Raw genomic sequence first — 17,460 nt, 5'->3', positions numbered from 1 at the left:
GGACGTGGTCTTAATCTCATAGTCCCTAGTGATAGGCCACCCGACGGGGTGCTGTGGGTGATATCGCCGGGCCACGAAATACCGATACCCTAGAGTCCATGATATCTGTGTCCCAGCTTCCCGAACGGTTCTCCGAATCTCTGCGGTCGCTGGGGCGTTTTTTACGCCGTCGCGCGGTAGCCGGATTCGCCCGGTCCCGGGCCGCCGTGATGCCGGCAGCCACCTCAGCGATTGCTGCGGTGGCCGCCTATGCGTTCGCGAGCGTGGTTTTGGGTCACACCAACCCGTTATTTGCCTCCACTGCGACTTTGATCGCGCTCGGTTTTGGAGGCGATACCCGACTGCGCAAAGTCTTGGAGATCGCCATCGGGTGCACCCTGGGCATTTTGATTGGCGATCTGATGCAGATTTTCCTGGGGCAGGGATATCTGCAGGCACTGTTGGTGGTCTTCGTGTCAATCATTATTGCCCGCTTTCTGGATAACGGGGTCATTTTCACCACCCAGATGTCCCTGCAAGCGGTGTTGGTGGTGCTCTTACCGCTACCAGAGGGTGGGCCATTTACCCGTAGTCTCGACGCGGTGGTCGGTGGCGTATTTGCCTTGGTCGTCACCATGATCATGCCCAAGAATCTTCGCGGAGCCACGGTGAAGGACTTCAATACGCTGTACTCTACGGTCACGGAAATTTTCCAGAATTGTTCCAAGGCCCTGAGGGCCCAGGATTCTCGCGAAGCGTGGATGACGCTGGTGGCCGCCCGCAATACCCAAACCCAGATGAATGCCGTCTACCAATCGTTGCGGGCATCCCAAGAGTTGGCAACCTACTCTCCGACCGCGAAAACCTCCCGTGAACTCTTAGCTGGCACCCAAGACACCGCCGCCAAGACCGACTTGGCTCTGGGCTCGTTGCGATTGGTGACCCGACGACTGATCACCGTCATCGATGAATCCTCGCTCACCGATGAACAGTTCACGGAACTAGCCGACTGGTTTGATGAAGCCGCAGAAGCCGTCGCGATCATGGGACGTTGTCTCTCCGAACCGGCACTACCCGGCAGGCGTCGCTCCTTAGCGGTCGCCCGTGAGGCCTTTGTCTCCGCCACCCAGCGACTCGTGCCTTCCCACCTAGCCGGCGGTGATCTCCAAGCCGAAGCGCTCGTGATGTTGGTTCGGCCCATGATGGTCGATTTCATTCAAGCCACCGGGGTGCCCGAACGGGAAGCCTCGGAGTTTTTGCCCAAGCTCTAATCTTGTCCCCTCGGGCCCAGTAGGCTTGCCCCTATGAGCTCCAAGACACGTAAACCCGCGTATCGTTGCACCGAGTGCGGGTGGATGACCGCCAAATGGGTGGGCCGCTGTGGTGAGTGCCAGGCCTGGGGCACCGTGGTGGAATCTGGAGCGGAGACCAGCACCCCGCGCACTCAGGTCAGTACGATCTCCACCGCACAACGAGCCCGAAAAATTTCGGATATCGACGCAACGCTGGCCCGTCACCAACCCACCGGCTTGCCTGAATTGGATCGGGTGCTCGGCGGTGGCCTGATTGCCGGTGGTGTGGTGCTCCTGGCCGGTGAACCCGGTATCGGCAAATCTACGCTGGTGCTAACTCTCGGCCACCAGCTCACCCAGATGACCCGGCCGGATGGCCACCCGGCCAGGGTCCTTTATATTACGGGCGAAGAATCCACCGCCCAGGTCAGAATGCGTGCCGATCGAATTTCTGCGGTCTCTGAGACCCTGTATCTCACCGCAGAAACAGATTTGGGCCACGCGCTGGGACAAGTTGAAACGGTCGACCCAGACGTGGTCATTGTCGATTCGGTGCAAACATTGGAATCGACCGACGTTGACGGCACCGCTGGAGGGGTCAATCAGATCCGTGAGGTCGCATCTGCGATGATTAATATGGCCAAGACCCGCAACATTGCCACCATCCTGATCGGCCATGTCACCAAAGAGGGCTCGATCGCCGGTCCTCGCGTCTTGGAGCATCTCGTGGATGTGGTGTGCACTTTTGAAGGGGACCGGCACTCCCGGTTGCGCATGATCCGGGCGGTCAAAAACCGGTATGGTTCCACCGACGAAGTCGGGTGCTTCGAGCTCGATGACCACGGGATCACCTCCGTGACCGATCCCTCGGGGTTATTTACCAATTCCTGGCACTCCACCATCGCAGGCACCACCATGAGCGTTAGCCTGGAAGGTCATCGTCCCCTGCTCACCGAGATCCAGGCGCTTCTGGCGCAGACGGAAACCTCTTCCGGCCGACGCACCGTCTCGGGTATGGAGACGTCTCGGATCAACATGTTGCTCGCGGTACTCGAACGCCGGATGGGCATCACCGCTGCCAAACGGGATGTCTATGTCTCCACCGTGGGCGGGATCCGCATTAGCGAACCGGCCTCGGACTTGGCCGTTGCCGCGTCGCTGACCGGCTCGGCGACCGACCGGGCTGTGGAACCCGGGCTCGTGACCTTTGGCGAAGTCGGGCTCACCGGCGAACTCCGCGCCGTGCCCGGGATCCAGCGTCGCATTAACGAAGCGACCCGGTTAGGCTTCAACCGCGCGGTCATCCCAGCCAGCCGAGACACCGTTTTCCAACCCGAACCCGGATTCCTGGTCTACCAGGCCTCCACGCTCCCAGAGGCCCTGGGCATGATTTTCGCGACCCGCGCCGAATTCGAACAGGCCATGCCCACCTGTCAGCAGGTGGCCCCGCACCAACTCTCTGACAACGGGATGAGCGCCTCACCCACCGGATGATCAGTCATCCTCTGCTGTCAAGGTGAACGTCGCGGGGGAAGACCTCGTCTCACCGAGAGAGACCACCAGCTGATATGTGCCATCGGGCACATCGTCCTCCACCTCAGAGCACTCCGAATCCGCGGCAATCCGCTCCCAGGTAAACGTCGACGACACCGCCTGACCAGCCTGAAGAGTTTCCACCTGGTCATCGGGCTCGACCTGACAGTACGAGGTCGCAAACACCGGTGAGGTCTCGTCATCAGCCACCTCGGACACCACATAATCCTGCTGACTGGACCCCACATTGGTCTGACACGCCGAATCCGAGGTATTGGTGACTCGCAACTCAAAAACCGGATCCTCATCAGCAGCGTAACTGTCCTGATCGGTCACCGCTTCCACGGCCACATCCCCGGAACGACACTCGCGAGCATCGCCGGAGGCACTGGCCGAAGCACTCGCCGACCCGCTCGGTGAACCACTAACCGATGCAGACGCGCTCGGAGGGGGTGGAGCACTTTGTTGCGGCTCATCATCCCCACCAAACACCAGGCTGCCAATCCAGACGCCCAAAGCCACCAGTCCCAGCAAGATGAGCAGCACAATAGTTCCCACCACGATGCGACGACGCCGATACACTTGGGGAGGATGCGGACGGGAGGATTCAGCCATAGCTCCCACTGTAGTGAGGCAAGAAAAAGAAGATGATGAACACCACGGCTCTCCACCACAAGATCACCCGCTGGTTTGATCACCACGGTCGTGATCTGCCCTGGCGACGACCCGACTGCTCCCCCTGGGGCGTGCTGGTCTCCGAAGTGATGCTCCAACAGACCCCCGTAGTCCGCGTGCTACCGGTCTGGACCGAGTGGATGCACCGGTGGCCCACCCCCGCCGACCTTGCTCAAGCACCCACCGCCGAGGTGCTACGCGCTTGGGGAAATCTCGGCTATCCACGACGGGCGCTACGTTTACAATCCACCGCCACCGCTCTCGTGGAACGTTTCCATGGCACCGTACCGGCCGACCCAGCACAGCTACGTAGCCTGCCCGGCATCGGTGACTACACTGCCGCCGCAGTCTCCAGTTTCGCCTTCGGCATCCCTGAAACCGTGATCGATACCAATATCCGTCGCGTCCATGCCCGACTGGTCAACGGCAAAGGGCTACCCCACACCTCATTGACGGCCACGGAAAAACGGCTCGCACAACAGCTAATGCCCAACGACACCATTACCGCGAATCAGTGGAATAAAGCGGTAATGGAACTTGGCGCCCTGGTCTGCACCGCTCGTTCGCCCTCCTGCGCAGCCTGTCCGGTCTTGTCCGAATGCGCGTGGATCGCAGCGGGAAAACCCGATCCCGACTACCAGCCCACCGGCCAGACCTGGCACGGCACCGACCGACAGGTGCGTGGCGCCATTATGGGTCTGTTGCGCGCCCGCGACAGTGTTGACCGCGCCGAGCTACGGTCAGCGGTGACGGCAACCGGCAAGCTGGGAACCCACTGCCCCGATGACAGCCAGTGGGAACGCTGTGTCTCCGGGCTGCTCCACGACGGTCTGATCGTCGCCACCAAACAGCACCTCACACTCCCTTAAATACCTGTGGCCGTCTCCCCGATGAGGAAACGGCCACTAAGTCAGGCATCCGCAGCTTACTTGTCCTTACCGGTGAGCTTGTCCTTGGCCGAGGAGAAGCCGTCGGCCACCTTATCCTTGGCGTTGTCGAAAGTGTCCTTGGCGTTGGCTTTCAGCTGCTCGGCAGTACCCTCGTTCTGGGTCTTGGAGTCGCCAGTGGCCTTACCGATGCCTTCTTTAGCCTGGCCCTTCAGGTCTTCGGCAGCGTTTTCAAACTTATCTGATGCGCTCATGATCTCTCCTTTCGATCGCTTATTTTTTAGTAGAACAAGTTAATTCCACGCTCACAAGCTTTTACCGGGTATTCACCGGCAGTTTTAGCCTTGAGCGTGATCATTTGTGCGGTCCAGGTGCAGAATCATGCGCGTATTGCCTAACGTATTGGGTTTCACCCGCGCCAAATCCAGAAACTCGGCCACGCCCTCATCGGTTGAGCGCAACAATTCGGCAAAGATCTCCGGATCCAACGTGCTCTGATCCGCCATCACCTCGAACCCGTGGGAGGCAAAAAACGTCGTCTCAAAGGTCAAACAGAAGATCCGGTCCACACCCAGTCGGGTGGCGCGCTCAATTAACTGCCCCAGGATCCGTGATCCCACCCCGCGACCGCGAGCCTCCGGGGCCGTGGCCAGAGTCCGGACTTCGGCCAAATCCTCCCACATCACGTGCAAGGCGCCGAAACCTAGCAGGGTGCCGCTCGCATCTTCGGCGACCACGAATTCTTGAATCGCCTCGTAGAAGGCCACCGCCTCTTTATCCAACAGGATTTTTTGGTGTGCCAAGGGAGTCACCATGGCACGAATAGCCGACACATCAGAGGTCCGGGCCGGGCGAATGCGCAGTTCAGCAGTCATCACACCAGTATAAAGATCGCTCTCACCACCCGGCAGACCTCAAGTCTTAGGATGGTGCCATGCACATCATGACCGTTTGCCTCGGAAATATTTGTCGCTCACCGGCCGCCGAAGCCGTATTGAACGACAAGATTGACAAGGCGGGGCTCGCTGGCGTCACCGTCTCGTCTGCCGGCACCGCTGGCTATCACATCGGCGAGCCACCACACGTGCTCACCCAGGACGTCGGCACCGAGCGTGGCTACGAGTTTACGACCACCGCAACTCAGCTGAACGCCGAGCTGGTCGCCAGTGCCGATCTCATTCTCACCATGGACGGTATGAACGTCGCCGATATTCACGCCCTGGCCGACACTGACCGCGTGGTTCGGCTCGGCACACTGGCCCGACGCCAGCCCGGAGATATCGATGACCCCTACGGTCAGGGGCGCGATGCCTTCGAGCACATGTATGACGTCATTGAAGATGCCTGCGATCATCTCGTCGCACTGCTGGCCGAGGACCGCATCGACGAGATCTGGGAGGGTGCCGAATGAGCACATCAGACCCCGAGGTCTTCACCAAATCCCGTCCGGATGCCCCGGCAGGTTTCTTCGCCCGTGAAGCTGCCGGACTCACCGCACTCGCCTCCTACGGTGCGCGGGTGCCGGAGGTCCTCGAGCTGACCGATACCTCATTGACCATCACCCGCATTACCGATGCGACCGTGGCCGGGCCACCGGTGGACGAGCCAGAAAAGCAGTTCGGTCGTGAACTGGCCACCCTGCACCGCACCTCGGCGGCCGACGCCCCGGGATACTTCGGCGGTCTGGACCGTCAGCCCCAAGGATTCTTGGGGGACCAACCAGTGGATTTGACCGCCAGCGATACGCTGTACGACTCGTTGATCACCCGCCGGGTGATTCCACTGACCCAGAAAGCCGTCACCGCGGGGCTACTTCCAGATCGAGCACTCGAGTTGGCCACCAGCATCACCGAGGACTGTCTGGGCCCGGCCACCATCCCGGTATTAGTGCACGGTGATCTCTGGGCTGGAAATCGGGTAGTGGATAGCCGTGGCTATTCCTGGTTGATCGATCCGTCCGCGCACTGGGGTCACCCGATGGAAGATCTGGCGATGATGGCGCTATTCGGAGGGTTCGGCCCCGAGTGCTGGGAGTCCTACGACTATCTTCCGGTCGATGAGGACCTCATCCCGGTCTTCCAGCTGGTTCCGCTACTGGTTCACACGGTGCTGTTTGGCTCCGGTTATGCGCCCTCGACCCTGCGAGCGCTCGAAGCTAGCCACTAACCCGCTCGTGGCCACCGCCGTGGTCAACGCAGCACCGCATTAAAGCGGCTCTTCACAATCGAGGGTGTAGACGGGGGTCTCGGGGAAGTGGCGCGTCGATAGCTGGATAGAGGTCGAGGCCTTCCGATGGTGGAAGTTCCTACACAAGCCATCTGAAAGACCTCGACGTGCCTAACGCTACCTTCGACGACTGTGACCTGACCAAGTTTTGCCGGCTGGACGAGCTCGGCCTTCAAGCTACCGGGCAACGGGTGGAGCCCGGGCGGGCGGTACTGGCCTGTCGGGTGGTGGAGCCAGATGAGTGGTGTCACCGCTGTGGTTCTCAGGGCACCGCGCGGGGCACGGTGATCCGCCGGCTGGCGCACGAGCCGCTGGGCTGGAGGCCCACGACTCTGCACGTCACGGTTCGGCGCTACCGGTGCGCCGACTGCGCCCACGTCTGGCGCCAGGACACCACCGCCGCGGCAGAGCCGAAGGCCAAGCTCTCCCGCCGTGCCCTGCGCTGGGCCCTGGAAGCTCTGGTCGTGCAGCACCTGACCATCGCCCGGGTCGCCGAGGCGTTGGGGGTGCGGTGGAACACCGCCAACGACGCCGTGCTGGCCGAGGGCAAGCGTCTGCTCATCGACGACCCGGCCCGGTTTGACGGGGTCACCGCGATCGGCGTGGATGAACACGTCTGGCGCCATACCCGGCGTGGCGACAAGTACGTCACCGTGATCATCGACCTCACACCACTGCGCGTCGGCACCGGTCCGGCGAGGTTGCTGGACATGGTCGAGGGCCGCTCCAAACAGGCCTTCAAGACCTGGCTGGCCGAGCGTCCGGCTTCCTGGCGGGATGGCGTGGAGGTGGTGGCGATGGACGGGTTCACCGGCTTCAAGACCGCAGCCACTGAGGAGATCCCCGAAGCCACCACGGTCATGGACCCCTTCCATGTGGTCCGCCTGGCCGGAGACGCGCTCGAGCGATGCCGCCGGCGAGTCCAGCAACAGGTGAACGGCCACCGGGGCCGCAAACAGGATCCGCTCTACAAGGCCCGCCGGACCCTGCTGACCGGGGCCGACCTGCTCACCGAGAAGCAGTATTCCAGGATCCAGGACCTCTTCGAGGCTGACGAGCATGTGGAGGTCGAGGCCACGTGGGCGTTCTACCAGCACATGGTCGCCGCCTACCGCCAGACAGACAGGGCCGAGGGCAGGGCGATGATGGAGCAGCTGATCGCCAAGCTGGGCCGGGCAGTGCCGACCAAGCTCATCGAGCTGGCCGGTCTGGGTAGGACGCTGAAGAAAAGGGCGGCAGACATCCTGGCCTACTTCGACCGCCCCGGAACCTCCAACGGACCCACCGAGGCCATCAACGGACGACTCGAACACCTGCGCGGATCCGCCCTGGGCTTCCGGAATCTCACCAACTACATCGCCAGGTCCTTGCTCGAGAGCGGAGGATTCAAGCCCCGTCTACACCCTCGATTGTGAAGAGCCCGCAAAGTCTGGTCCAACAACCCCAACGAGAGACTCAACCGCGAGATCCGCCGCCGCACCGATGTCGTGGGGATCTTCCCCGACCGCGACTCCATCACCCGGCTGGTCGGAGCGGTGCTGGCTGAGCAGCACGATGAATGGGCAGAAGCCCGCCGATACCTCTCGCTGGAATCCATCGAAACAGCCCAGGCCCTCGAGCCCACCAGCAGTCAAAAGGTGAGCACCACAGAGCCCACCCTCGAAGCCATCCCCGCCTGAACACACCCTGAAACGAGACCACACCCCGAACACGACTCATACACCACTACTCAGGACTTGACCTGGCATTCGCTTGCTTCTCCCTATGGGCAGTCTCTCCCTCAAGAAGTCTCATACCTCAGGCATAACCCACCAACTCGCGTAGGTGCCCTCGACGGATACCCCACAGATGTGAGAGTGCGACCGTCGAGGGCACCTTTCCGTGAGCCCTCGAAAGTCGGCGGATAGTCCTGTCTTCCCTGTAGTGGGTGTTCAGGGCCCGACTCCTATGCAAAATCAGCGAACTCAGCTACGTGCTGAATACATCGAGGGTGGAACTAGCAGGGAGACAGAGCGCTGCACCTTCGTCGGCTCATAGGCATGAGTTCCTAGGAGTGGCAGGCGGCGAGCCGCTGAAAGCGGGCTAAGATCCTGTAGGGCTGTGGTCAGATAGTGCTTTCTTCGCAAGGCTTGGTCTGCGCCCGGAGGGGAATAGTGGCATTAGTCAGCTGGGGACCACGGCAGAAACCCCGGGACAGTCAATAAGCTTGTTGGTGAGGGAGCCGTCCGTGAGCAAGTCTTTGTAGCGCTTCGGGGCATCGTGGGCTGCCAACGATGGAACTGTCCTACCACGCTAACCCGCGCCTCAACAGGGTTAGCTCCCGGGGATCAGGCTTGCTGTTCTCCAATGGGGTTGCTGACCTGCCCTACATAGATCAGGGATCCTGCGGTGTCTTCAAGGCTGACCATCTCTAGGGTGTTCTTGAGCTGGAGGCGGTTGTGGCAGCACTGGTCGAAGGATTCTGGTGTGAAGTCGATGACTCGACGCCGGCCAGGACTCTGTGCTTGTTGTGCGGCGATGGTTTCTGAGACCAGTGCCCAGAACTTGTCCTCGGGGAGTACGCGGTCGACGTGCAGAAGGGCACCCAGGTGGCGGAGGAAACCGATGAAGACGTCGGTGAAGATTCTTTGGGCGTGTTCGGTGGGGTCTTGGATGCGGCGTAGTTCTCCGAGTTCCGGGGGCAGGGGGCGGTCGCCGAGGATTCCGATCTCTTCTCCGAGGTCTTTCATGAGAACACCAGTGACGACGCCTTCCCGGATGCGGAGGATGAGGTTCTCTCCGTGGGGCATGAAGGCTAGCTCGTGGGCCTCCAGGCAGTGCACCAGGGGCGCGAGGTAGCTGGTCAGATACTGCCTGATCCATTCTTGGGCACTGAGGCCGGAATGTTTGATGAGTTCGGGGGTCACGGCGGTTCCAGCAGCGTCGCGGTGAAGCAACGCGGCCATGGTCATTAGCCGCTCTCCTTGTTCCAGACGGGGAATGGGACTTTCCCGCCAGAGGACGGAGAGCATCTTCTTCTGATCAGACCGTCGTGGTGTCTGGTGATAGACGTCTCCAGTGAAACCGATGGCGGCGTGTTCTCGGAGCACGTCGAAGTTCATCTGTTGGAGTACAGGGTCGGTGCGTACTGTTTGGGCTACCCAGTCGCTGATGGCTGGGGCGAACCGCATGAACTCAGGCGATTGGCCTCTGAGGAACCCCATGTTCTGGATCGACAGCGCGGTCTTGACGTAGGACCGCTGTGGGTTGGAGCGGTTGAACGTGGTGCGGATTGATTGCTGGGGCTGGTAGAGGTCCTCGGCTTCGCCCAGCACGATCAGATCATGTCTTGCGATCTCAGGGGCGAAGGTGATGGCCACCCGGTGTCGGAACTGCCACGGGTGGACCGGCATCAACGTGTACTCGGCGGGGTCAAGGCCCTGATCGTTGAGCTGCTGCTCGAATTTCGAGAGTGTTTCTGTTCCGAGTTCTGAGTTCCAGTGGTGGTTCTCGGCCAGTCCTTTACCGAGGGTGACTTCGGTCTTGTTTCGGCGGGCTGCCAGCCAGAGGTACCGGAAGCGTTGTCCGGTTTCGGGGGCGTAGGCAAGGAAGTCATCGAGACTGAAACCGATGCGACCGTTGGTGGCCACAAAACAGGGGTGTCCTTCGGTCATCGACGCTTCAGTCTGCTGATAGTCACCAGCGGTATCGAGGTCTCTGCGGCCGCGGGCCAGCTGCTCTGCGGTGGGGCCGCCGATGTGGTGCTTATAGGCTGCACTGGCCAGGGTGGAGGCGATCTCCTCCAGATAGGTATCCAGCAGGTGTTCTGGAATGGCGAGGGCAGAGTTGAGTTCAATGATCAGTTCTTGGGCGTTGAGTTCTGTCTTTGCGTCTCCCTGGAGTCGCTGGAGACTGGCTTGGTCGATTTCCCAATGGCTCAGAGCTAGATGCTGAGCCTGGAAGCGGTAGGTGCTCTCTCCGGCTTTCACGCTGAACCACTGCTCTTCTGCGGTCTCGTCGTCGAGCTGCTCAGTGCTGGTCTCTGCATGTGGGGTGATGAGCTTTTCGTGGGCGAATTCGGAGAGCGCTTTGGTCACCAGGTGGCGTTGTGCAACGGCCATAGCTGCAGGTTCAAGGTGATCTGTGAGCCCTGCGCCGGCTGCGGCAGTTTTGTCTTTCTCTAAGACGCTCAGTGCTGCTCGTTTGCCGGGAAGGTCGATCTCTCTGAGGAATTGGAACCCTGCTTCTTGGTTCTTGCGGTGGATTCTGGTGTTCTCGATGTCTGGTTCCACCACGATGCGCCGGGCGCCGGTGTTGAAGCACAGTTCGACTGTGGCTTCCATGACCTGTGTGGTCAGTCCGTGCTGCCTCAGGGCCGGGTTTTCTGGGGCGGGAGCCACCAGTAGGTGCATGCCGATGTCATCGTCTTCTGCGGCGAAGACATCAGTGAGCAGAACGGCTTGGGGGTTATAGGTTTCGATATAGGCCACCGGTCCGGCCTCGGAGTGAAGCAGCCATCCCTGTTCGTCCTGAGAGTCAGTGATTGCTTGGAGGTATTGCTGGACTTGGCTCTGGGTGTAGTGGAGCATCTGCCAGTACTTGGCCGAAGGATGGGTGAGCCACTGATGCAGCAGCGGCGCATCCCTGTGAGGGTCGATGGGATGCGCGGTAAACCTGTGGGTGAGTTGCCAGGTCGGGGCGTCAAAACTAAGAGTGGTCATCGGGGAAGCTCCTGAGGGGTGTTGTCAGCCAGTGGGCCGAAATGTTGGAACGCTATTTTCCGCTCGATGGGATAGATCTCTTTGCCTGTGATGCAGGCGAGGATGGTCGCATTGCGCCAGGCGCCCATGCCCAGATCAGGGGCGGTCAGCCCGTGAGTGTGTTCCTCGGCGTTCTGGACGAATATGCGTCCTCCAAGAGTGTCCACGTGGTAATCCCTAGTGACAGCGAGCCGGTTTTTGGAGTCTCTGGTGATGAGATCGCCCAGGGGGTTTAAGAAGTGGGGTTCTCTGGGCCGGTAGCCTGTCGCGCAGATGACGTGGCTGGCTTCGCGGCGGAAGGTCGTCTGTGTCTGAGTGTGGCGGAAGACCAGTTCTCGTCGGTTGTCTGCCGAGCGGCTGGTGGCTTCCAGCAGTTCGGTATCGGTGAGCAATGTGGTGGCAATCTGCTCATGTACTGAGTGCTGGTAGAGAGCGTCGTAGATCCGTGCGATCAGTTCTGAGCTGATGCCCTTGTATAGTCCGCGCTGTTCTCGTTGGAGCTGGTCCCGGACGGCTTCGGGCAGGGCATGGAAATGGTCGGTGTATTCCGGGGAGGTCATCTCAAGGGTGAGCTTGGTGTCCTCCATGGGGAAGAACCGCGGTGACCGGGTGATCCATTCGAGTCGATACTGGTGGCCTGGTTGTGTTTCGAGCAGGTCGAGATAGATTTCCGCGGCTGATTGGCCGCTTCCGATGATTGTCAGCGAGTCACCGTCGAGAAGTTCGTCCCGGTGGTGCATGTAGTCCGATGAGTGAATGATTCCGGTGAGGTCATCGCCGAAGACCGGCGGGGCCCACGGTTCTGTACCTACACCGATGACGACGTGCCGAGCCTCGAAGGTGCGTATTCCTTCCGGGGTGATGGCTTGGACGCGGAAGAAATCGGCCTGTTGGTCATAGGTGATCTCTTCGACGTGATGGCCCCACCGCAGGTTCGGCAGATTCTCGGCTGCCCATCGGTAGTAGAGGTCGAATTCACTGCGCAGAGCATGAACATCTTCTCGGATATAGAAGGGGTATAGACGCCCTCGTATCTTGAGCCAGTTCAGGAACGAATACTCTGAGGTCGGATCCGCAAGTGTCACCAGGTCTGCCATGAAGGGCACCTGGATAGTTGCCTCTGGGAGCATCATCCCTGGATGCCAGCGAAACTCCGGCCGTGAATCGAGAAAAAGGGTGCTGAGGCCGTCCACTGGCTGGCTCAAGCAGGCCAATCCCAGGTTGAAGGGGCCGATGCCTACACCGAGGATGTCGTAGGGCTGGGGGTGCTGGGTCATACTGCGACCTCCTCTGGGGCAGGTTTGACCTGGTGGTCCCTGTGCAGCGATTCGGCCACATCGGCGACGTCTTCAAGAACAGCCCTCACATCAGCAAGTGTTGTGGCCGGGTTCAGAAGCGTCAGCTTCAAGCACGGGAGACCGGCGAGGACCGTCTTAGCGATCATCGCCTTGCCGTTGCGCTGCATCGTGTCCCGAATTCCACTGACCATCGCTGCAGCGGTATCCGGGTCGACTCCCTGGGGCTGCCAGCGGAACAACACGGTGGACAGATCGGTGCTGGAACACAGCTGCAGGTCAGGGTGTTCCGTGATGAAAGCATGGGCCTTTTCGGTCAGGTCAAGCACCTGATCGATCGATCTCCCCAAACCGTCAACCCCGGTACTGCGCAGGGTGGCATAGAGCTTCAGGGCGTCAAAAGGTCTGGTGGTCTGCAGGGATTTATCAACTTGATTGGGCTCCTGCGCGCCCTCCGGGTTGAGGTAGTCCGCGTGCCATTCTGAGCCTCGTAGGTCCTGCGGGTACTGAATAACCAGCACCGAACAGGTGATGGGCTGGAAGAACATCTTGTGGAAGTCCACCGTGACGCTGCGGGCCCGTTCGATGCCCTCAAGCATGCTTCGGCGAGTCGCAGAGACCAGCAGACCGCCTCCATAGGCCGCATCTACGTGGAGCCACACACCATGGTCATCGGTGACATCAGCCACATCGATCAATGGATCGATGATGCCTCGGTCCGTGGTGCCGGCAGTAGCGACTACGGCCATGGGCTGGAATCCGGTGCTTTTGGAGCGGCGAATTGCCTCATCCAGCGCTTCCGGGCGCATTCTGCCCTCGTGGTCGACTGGTACTTTCACTGCTGCATCGGCTCCCAGGCCCAGCACCATGGCGGCTTTCTCCACGCTGAAGTGGCTTTCTTCGCTGGTGAACACCACCTGGCGGGACTGGCTCACCGCCCTAGAAACCTGCGGCAGCACCCCGAGTGCGGCTTCTCTGGCTAAGAGAAGAGCTTGCATGTTCGACTGCGTCCCACCCGAGGTGAACACTCCATCACAGGAGGAGAAGCCGACCCTCTTCCCGATCCAGTCGACGACGTGGCGTTCGATGAACGTCCCGATACGAGACTGATCGTAGGTGTCCATCGAGGTATTGACAGCAGCGAGCATGGCCTCGGCCGCTACCGCTGTAATCTCCACCGGGCAGTTCAGGTGCGCCATGTAGTGCGGATGGTGGAACCAGACCGCTTCAGCCAGGAACAGCTCATCAATCTCTCGAAGGGCTCCACTGGGGCCTATGCCTGGGCTATCGAGATTGATCGCTGCCACTCTCGCCTCCAGGTCTCCAGCCGCAGAGTTGGTGGCTGGTTGAGAGCGGCCCTCCAAGTGGCTGCGTATTCGGACTGCTGCCTCACTCATGAGGGCTTCGTATTCACCGGATGATGTGCTGTTCAGTATCTTTGCTGACTCGCTCTGAGGCTCACTCATGAACTTAGGGTAACCATAATGAGAGAGGTTACGTAAATATGACCTATGCTCACACGTTGGGCGCAGAGGGCGGTCGAGACGAGGCTATGGCATGGATGAGCTTCACATTTGTGTCGGACTTATGGCAGGCCTATAATGATTTCGCAAGCTGCCCCTTACCTATTGCTGGCCTGGGCCGCCAGCGGAGATCTTCATGGAGGAAGTTATGAACAGTGTGGTTCGACGGTGGTCAACAGCCGGTGGTGCGGTGGTGCTGGCCGCTTCTTTGGCGGCATGCTCAACCGGAGCAACTGGTGGTGAGGATGAGGACTCTGGTTCCGACACGGGGGTGGCGGCAGCAGAGGATGCTTTCCCCCGCACCGTTGAGCATGCCTTTGGGGAGACCACGATCGAGGAAGAGCCTGAGACGGTGGTGGCCATCGGGTGGATCAACGGTGACATCCTGATGTCTCTGGATGTGGTGCCCGCCGGCATGGGCGAGATTTCCTGGGGCACCAACGAGAACGGCTCCACTGACTGGATCGATGCTCAGCTCGATGAGCTCGATGCAGAGATGCCGACCCAGATCGATGAAGGTGACGGGATCAACTTCAGCGAGATCGCTCAGCTGGAGCCCGATCTGATCGTCAACGTCATCGGAGCCATGAGCCAGGAGGACTACGACCAGCTCAGCGAGATCGCTGATGTGGTGGCCTTCGACGAGGGTGGGGAGAACTACACCACCGGGTGGGATGAGGCGACTTTGAAGATCGGTGATGCCCTGGGACGTCCTGATGATGCCCAGGAGGTTGTCGACCGCGTCTCAGAAACCCTGGCGGGGGTCACCGAGGACAACGAGGTGCTGCAGGATAAGACGATCCTGGCGGGCCGGCTTTCTCCTGATTCTGATTCGAAGGTCGGTATCTACGCGCCCAATGACACCCGGCCGATCATGTTCGAGCACATGGGCTTCGAGCTGGCGCCGGTGATGGATGAGATCGACTTCGCCCCCGGGGAGTTCAGCGGCTCCTTCTCTGCGGAGCGGGCTTCAGAGCTGGAGTCGGATCTGTTCTATACCTGGGCTGATGACCAGGCCCAGGCCGAAGCCATCCCTGAGGACCCGCAGCTGCAGCACATCCCAGCTTTGCAGAATGACGCGATGATCATCCAGTACGACAACCACCAGGCCAACGCCATCGGCACCTCACCGGCGGCTTTGGAATGGCTGGTGGAGGAAAGCGGATTCGTCGACGAGCTCATCGAAGCCGCAGAGAATGCTGAGACAGCGAACTGAGCTGGTGACCCGCCCTGTTCTGACCAGGAGGCTCTTCTGGTTTCTGGCCCCGGTGGTAGTGGCGCTGGCAGTGTTCCTCAGCCTTGCCGTCGGGGCCCGCACTGTGGTGGTCGGCTTCGAATTCGGTGCGGTCGCCGATGTTCTCCTCGGCGGCACCACAGAGGGCGAGCTTGCCGACACGGTCTCGGTCCGGCTGCCGCGTACTGCGGTGGCGATCCTGGTCGGGCTCGGCCTGGCTGTGTGCGGGGCTGCCATGCAGGGGCTGACCCGTAACGCGCTGGCTGATCCGGGCATCCTGGGTGTCAACAGCGGCGCGGCCATGGCAGTGGTCCTTGGCATCTACCTCTTCGGTCTGGCCGGGCCCTGGGCCTATGTCGCCGCTGCCTTCACCGGAGCCATCGGAGTGGCGATCGTGATCTACCTGGTCTCCGAGAAATCCGGGGACTCCCCGTTGACCGTGGTGCTGGTGGGAACAGCCATCACCGTCGGTGCTGCCTCGGTGATCTCAGCGATCATCGTGCTCAGCCAGGAGACCCTCAGCTCTTTCCTGCTCTGGCAGGTCGGCTCTCTGAACCGCGGGGACTGGGAGATGGTCCTGATCCTGGGAGCAATCGCCCTACTAGGGGTGCTGGTGCTGATCGTTGAAGCCAGAAACCTGGACAACCTGACTCTGGGAGATGAGTCCGCGACCTCGCTGGGGATGAATGTGGCCCTGCATCGCGGGGTCATCACCCTGTGCGTAGCTGTGATCTGCTCCGCGCTGGTGGCCCTTGCCGGGCCTATCGGTTTCGTGGGCCTGGTGGTTCCTCATATTGCACGCAAGTTTGTTGGAGGCAGCTATCTCAGGATCATCCCAGCCTGCTGTCTGCTGGGTCCGATGCTGGTGTTGGGCACCGACGTGATCGGCCGAGTCATCCTGCCCCCAGCCGAGGTGCCCATCGGTGTGGCCACCGCGGTCGTCGGAGCCCCGGTATTCATCATGCTGGTGCGAACCGGCCGTAAACAGGTAGGTGTCTGATGCCCACGGTCACATCACATTCCTCCACACGTAGGCGCCGGGTCGCTGTTCCTGTCCTTGCTGCGTGCCTGACCGTCCTGGTGATGGGGCTCTCTCTTGTCCGGGTCCTGCTGGGTGATTACACCATCGCGTTCGTGGACTTCTTCCGCATCCTCGGGGGCGAAGAGATCCCCGGTGCTGGTCCGGCCCGGTTCATCGTGATGAGCGACAGACTGCCCAAAGTGGTGCTGGGAGTGCTGGCCGGAGCAGCTTTCGCACTGTCCGGGACAATCTTCCAACTGTTGCTGCGCAACCCCCTGGCCAGTCCCGATGTCGTCGGGGTCTCTGCTGGAGCATCCCTGTTTGTGGTCATCGGGCTGGCTTCGTTCTCGCTGAATGGCATCCACCAGGTCGGTGCAGCCCTTGCCGGTGGGTTCAGCTCAGCGATCCTTGTCTGGCTGCTCAGCCGCGGCCGCCGACGCAGCCGTCACGGAGTAGGCAGCCCCCATTCGGTCGGAGCACAGGCCTCCTCCTCGGTGAAGTTCGTCCTTGTCGGCATCGGGGTCTCAGCAGTAGCCACCTCCCTGGTGACCTACATGATGCTGCGCATGCACATCGGCCAAACTTCAGATGCTGTGCTCTGGACCCGTGGATCCCTGAGCATGGCCACCTGGGACCGGGTCCAGTACATGGCAGTGCTGCTGGTCATCTGTGTGGTGCTGCTGTCGCTGCTGGCCCGGAACCTGCACATGCTCTCCAGCGGAGACGAACTGGCCCACGGCCTCGGGGTCAACGTGCCAGCCACCCGCAGAGCACTGCTGTGCCTGGCCGTGATACTGGTTGCCGGGGCCACAGCTCTGACCGGGCCGATCATGTTCGTCGGCTTCATGGCAGGCCCCCTGGTCCGCCTGGTGCTGCGCGGCCGCGACAGTCTCATCTGCTCAGCGTTGGTCGGTGCACTGCTGGTCATCACCGCCGAAGTCGTCGGCTCCATGCTCATGCCACGAACCGTCCCGGTCGGTGTGATCACTGGAATCGTCGGAGTCCCCGTCCTGCTGAGCATCATCCTGACCCGAACCATCAGAAAGACCTAACACC

At 60.9% G+C, this 17,460-nt stretch carries 15 protein-coding genes and 1 pseudogene; 10 read left to right on the top strand and 6 right to left on the bottom strand.

Features of this window, described 5'->3' with window-relative positions:
* Positions 1-98 precede the first annotated feature (98 nt).
* Positions 99-1,250, top strand: a complete 1,152-nt coding sequence (locus tag QDX22_RS09790; protein ID WP_279717811.1) for an FUSC family protein — start codon at positions 99-101, stop codon at positions 1,248-1,250.
* A 33-nt stretch (positions 1,251-1,283) separates the two neighbouring features.
* A complete protein-coding gene (gene radA, locus QDX22_RS09785; RefSeq protein ID WP_110122597.1) occupies positions 1,284-2,765 on the top strand; it encodes a DNA repair protein RadA in 1,482 nt (493 codons plus the stop codon).
* On the opposite strand, the gene QDX22_RS09780 is transcribed toward radA, so the two are convergent.
* Entirely contained in the window at positions 2,766-3,419 is a 654-nt protein-coding gene (locus tag QDX22_RS09780) for a hypothetical protein (RefSeq protein WP_110122598.1), read from the bottom strand.
* 32 nt (positions 3,420-3,451) lie between these two features.
* Between QDX22_RS09780 and QDX22_RS09775 the strand changes: the two genes are divergently transcribed.
* Positions 3,452-4,348, top strand: coding sequence for an HhH-GPD family protein (locus tag QDX22_RS09775; protein ID WP_110122599.1), 897 nt, complete (start codon positions 3,452-3,454; stop codon positions 4,346-4,348).
* A gap of 56 nt (positions 4,349-4,404) precedes the next feature.
* Here QDX22_RS09775 and QDX22_RS09770 read toward each other — a convergent pair whose 3' ends face one another.
* Both QDX22_RS09770 and QDX22_RS09765 read right to left on the bottom strand, forming a co-directional pair.
* Positions 4,405-4,620, bottom strand: coding sequence for a CsbD family protein (locus QDX22_RS09770; RefSeq protein WP_110099966.1), 216 nt, complete (start codon positions 4,618-4,620; stop codon positions 4,405-4,407).
* 84 nt (positions 4,621-4,704) lie between these two features.
* The gene (locus tag QDX22_RS09765) at positions 4,705-5,241 is read right to left on the bottom strand and encodes an amino-acid N-acetyltransferase (RefSeq protein ID WP_110099965.1); all 537 of its coding nucleotides are present in this window, start codon (positions 5,239-5,241) and stop codon (positions 4,705-4,707) included.
* A 68-nt stretch (positions 5,242-5,309) separates the two neighbouring features.
* Here QDX22_RS09765 and QDX22_RS09760 point away from each other — a divergent pair, with 68 nt between their 5' ends.
* The 4 genes and pseudogenes from QDX22_RS09760 to QDX22_RS09745 form a co-directional block, all read left to right on the top strand.
* Positions 5,310-5,777, top strand: a complete 468-nt coding sequence (locus QDX22_RS09760; protein WP_233242771.1) for a low molecular weight protein-tyrosine-phosphatase — start codon at positions 5,310-5,312, stop codon at positions 5,775-5,777.
* Positions 5,774-6,532 (top strand): fructosamine kinase family protein, encoded by a 759-nt coding sequence (locus tag QDX22_RS09755; RefSeq protein ID WP_110110539.1) that lies wholly within the window; start codon positions 5,774-5,776, stop codon positions 6,530-6,532. Before QDX22_RS09760 ends, QDX22_RS09755 begins: the two co-directional genes overlap by 4 nt.
* 167 nt (positions 6,533-6,699) lie before the next feature.
* The gene (locus QDX22_RS09750; protein ID WP_117328628.1) at positions 6,700-8,007 is read left to right on the top strand and encodes an ISL3 family transposase; all 1,308 of its coding nucleotides are present in this window, start codon (positions 6,700-6,702) and stop codon (positions 8,005-8,007) included.
* Positions 8,008-8,013: 6 nt separating this feature from the next.
* A pseudogene (locus QDX22_RS09745) lies at positions 8,014-8,271 on the top strand (transposase); the annotation flags it as partial.
* Between the two features lie 648 nt (positions 8,272-8,919).
* On the opposite strand, the gene QDX22_RS09740 reads toward QDX22_RS09745, so the two are convergent.
* Genes QDX22_RS09740 through QDX22_RS09730 form a run of 3 tightly spaced genes read right to left on the bottom strand, consistent with a single transcriptional unit; the run spans position 8,920 to position 14,023 of the window.
* Complete coding sequence (locus QDX22_RS09740) at positions 8,920-11,292, bottom strand: GNAT family N-acetyltransferase (RefSeq protein WP_110100066.1); 2,373 nt, start codon at positions 11,290-11,292, stop codon at positions 8,920-8,922.
* The gene (locus QDX22_RS09735; protein ID WP_110101735.1) at positions 11,289-12,608 is read right to left on the bottom strand and encodes a lysine N(6)-hydroxylase/L-ornithine N(5)-oxygenase family protein; all 1,320 of its coding nucleotides are present in this window, start codon (positions 12,606-12,608) and stop codon (positions 11,289-11,291) included. The genes QDX22_RS09740 and QDX22_RS09735 overlap by 4 nt, the downstream gene beginning before the upstream one ends.
* Entirely contained in the window at positions 12,605-14,023 is a 1,419-nt protein-coding gene (locus QDX22_RS09730; RefSeq protein WP_122549552.1) for a pyridoxal phosphate-dependent decarboxylase family protein, read from the bottom strand. The genes QDX22_RS09735 and QDX22_RS09730 overlap by 4 nt, the downstream gene beginning before the upstream one ends.
* 274 nt (positions 14,024-14,297) lie before the next feature.
* On the opposite strand from QDX22_RS09730, the gene QDX22_RS09725 reads away from it, so the two are divergent.
* The 3 genes from QDX22_RS09725 (at position 14,298) to QDX22_RS09715 (ending at position 17,456) form a co-directional block, all read left to right on the top strand.
* Positions 14,298-15,365 carry an ABC transporter substrate-binding protein gene (locus QDX22_RS09725; protein ID WP_166769840.1) on the top strand — a complete coding sequence of 356 codons (1,068 nt, stop codon included), beginning with the start codon at positions 14,298-14,300 and terminating at the stop codon, positions 15,363-15,365.
* Between the two features lie 103 nt (positions 15,366-15,468).
* Entirely contained in the window at positions 15,469-16,383 is a 915-nt protein-coding gene (locus QDX22_RS09720; RefSeq protein WP_369860327.1) for a FecCD family ABC transporter permease, read from the top strand.
* Positions 16,383-17,456, top strand: a complete 1,074-nt coding sequence (locus tag QDX22_RS09715; RefSeq protein WP_110101739.1) for a FecCD family ABC transporter permease — start codon at positions 16,383-16,385, stop codon at positions 17,454-17,456. The genes QDX22_RS09720 and QDX22_RS09715 overlap by 1 nt, the downstream gene beginning before the upstream one ends.
* The last annotated feature ends 4 nt before the right edge of the window (positions 17,457-17,460 follow it).

The organism is Auritidibacter ignavus (assembly GCF_029853775.1).
Lineage (GTDB): Bacteria > Actinomycetota > Actinomycetes > Actinomycetales > Micrococcaceae > Auritidibacter > Auritidibacter ignavus.
This window is presented reverse-complemented; position numbering and strand designations above follow the sequence as displayed.

What these genes read in the sequence shown, in the direction of transcription:
- QDX22_RS09790 (WP_279717811.1), top strand. Translation starts at nt 99, where the DNA reads ATGATATCTGTGTCCCAGCTTCCCGAACGGTTCTCCGAATCTCTGCGG.
- radA (WP_110122597.1), top strand. Translation starts at nt 1,284, where the DNA reads ATGAGCTCCAAGACACGTAAACCCGCGTATCGTTGCACCGAGTGCGGG.
- QDX22_RS09780 (WP_110122598.1), bottom strand. Translation starts at nt 3,419, where the DNA reads ATGGCTGAATCCTCCCGTCCGCATCCTCCCCAAGTGTATCGGCGTCGT.
- QDX22_RS09775 (WP_110122599.1), top strand. Translation starts at nt 3,452, where the DNA reads ATGATGAACACCACGGCTCTCCACCACAAGATCACCCGCTGGTTTGAT.
- QDX22_RS09770 (WP_110099966.1), bottom strand. Translation starts at nt 4,620, where the DNA reads ATGAGCGCATCAGATAAGTTTGAAAACGCTGCCGAAGACCTGAAGGGC.
- QDX22_RS09765 (WP_110099965.1), bottom strand. Translation starts at nt 5,241, where the DNA reads ATGACTGCTGAACTGCGCATTCGCCCGGCCCGGACCTCTGATGTGTCG.
- QDX22_RS09760 (WP_233242771.1), top strand. Translation starts at nt 5,310, where the DNA reads ATGACCGTTTGCCTCGGAAATATTTGTCGCTCACCGGCCGCCGAAGCC.
- QDX22_RS09755 (WP_110110539.1), top strand. Translation starts at nt 5,774, where the DNA reads ATGAGCACATCAGACCCCGAGGTCTTCACCAAATCCCGTCCGGATGCC.
- QDX22_RS09740 (WP_110100066.1), bottom strand. Translation starts at nt 11,292, where the DNA reads ATGACCACTCTTAGTTTTGACGCCCCGACCTGGCAACTCACCCACAGG.
- QDX22_RS09735 (WP_110101735.1), bottom strand. Translation starts at nt 12,608, where the DNA reads ATGACCCAGCACCCCCAGCCCTACGACATCCTCGGTGTAGGCATCGGC.
- QDX22_RS09730 (WP_122549552.1), bottom strand. Translation starts at nt 14,023, where the DNA reads ATGAGTGAGGCAGCAGTCCGAATACGCAGCCACTTGGAGGGCCGCTCT.
- QDX22_RS09725 (WP_166769840.1), top strand. Translation starts at nt 14,298, where the DNA reads ATGAACAGTGTGGTTCGACGGTGGTCAACAGCCGGTGGTGCGGTGGTG.
- QDX22_RS09715 (WP_110101739.1), top strand. Translation starts at nt 16,383, where the DNA reads ATGCCCACGGTCACATCACATTCCTCCACACGTAGGCGCCGGGTCGCT.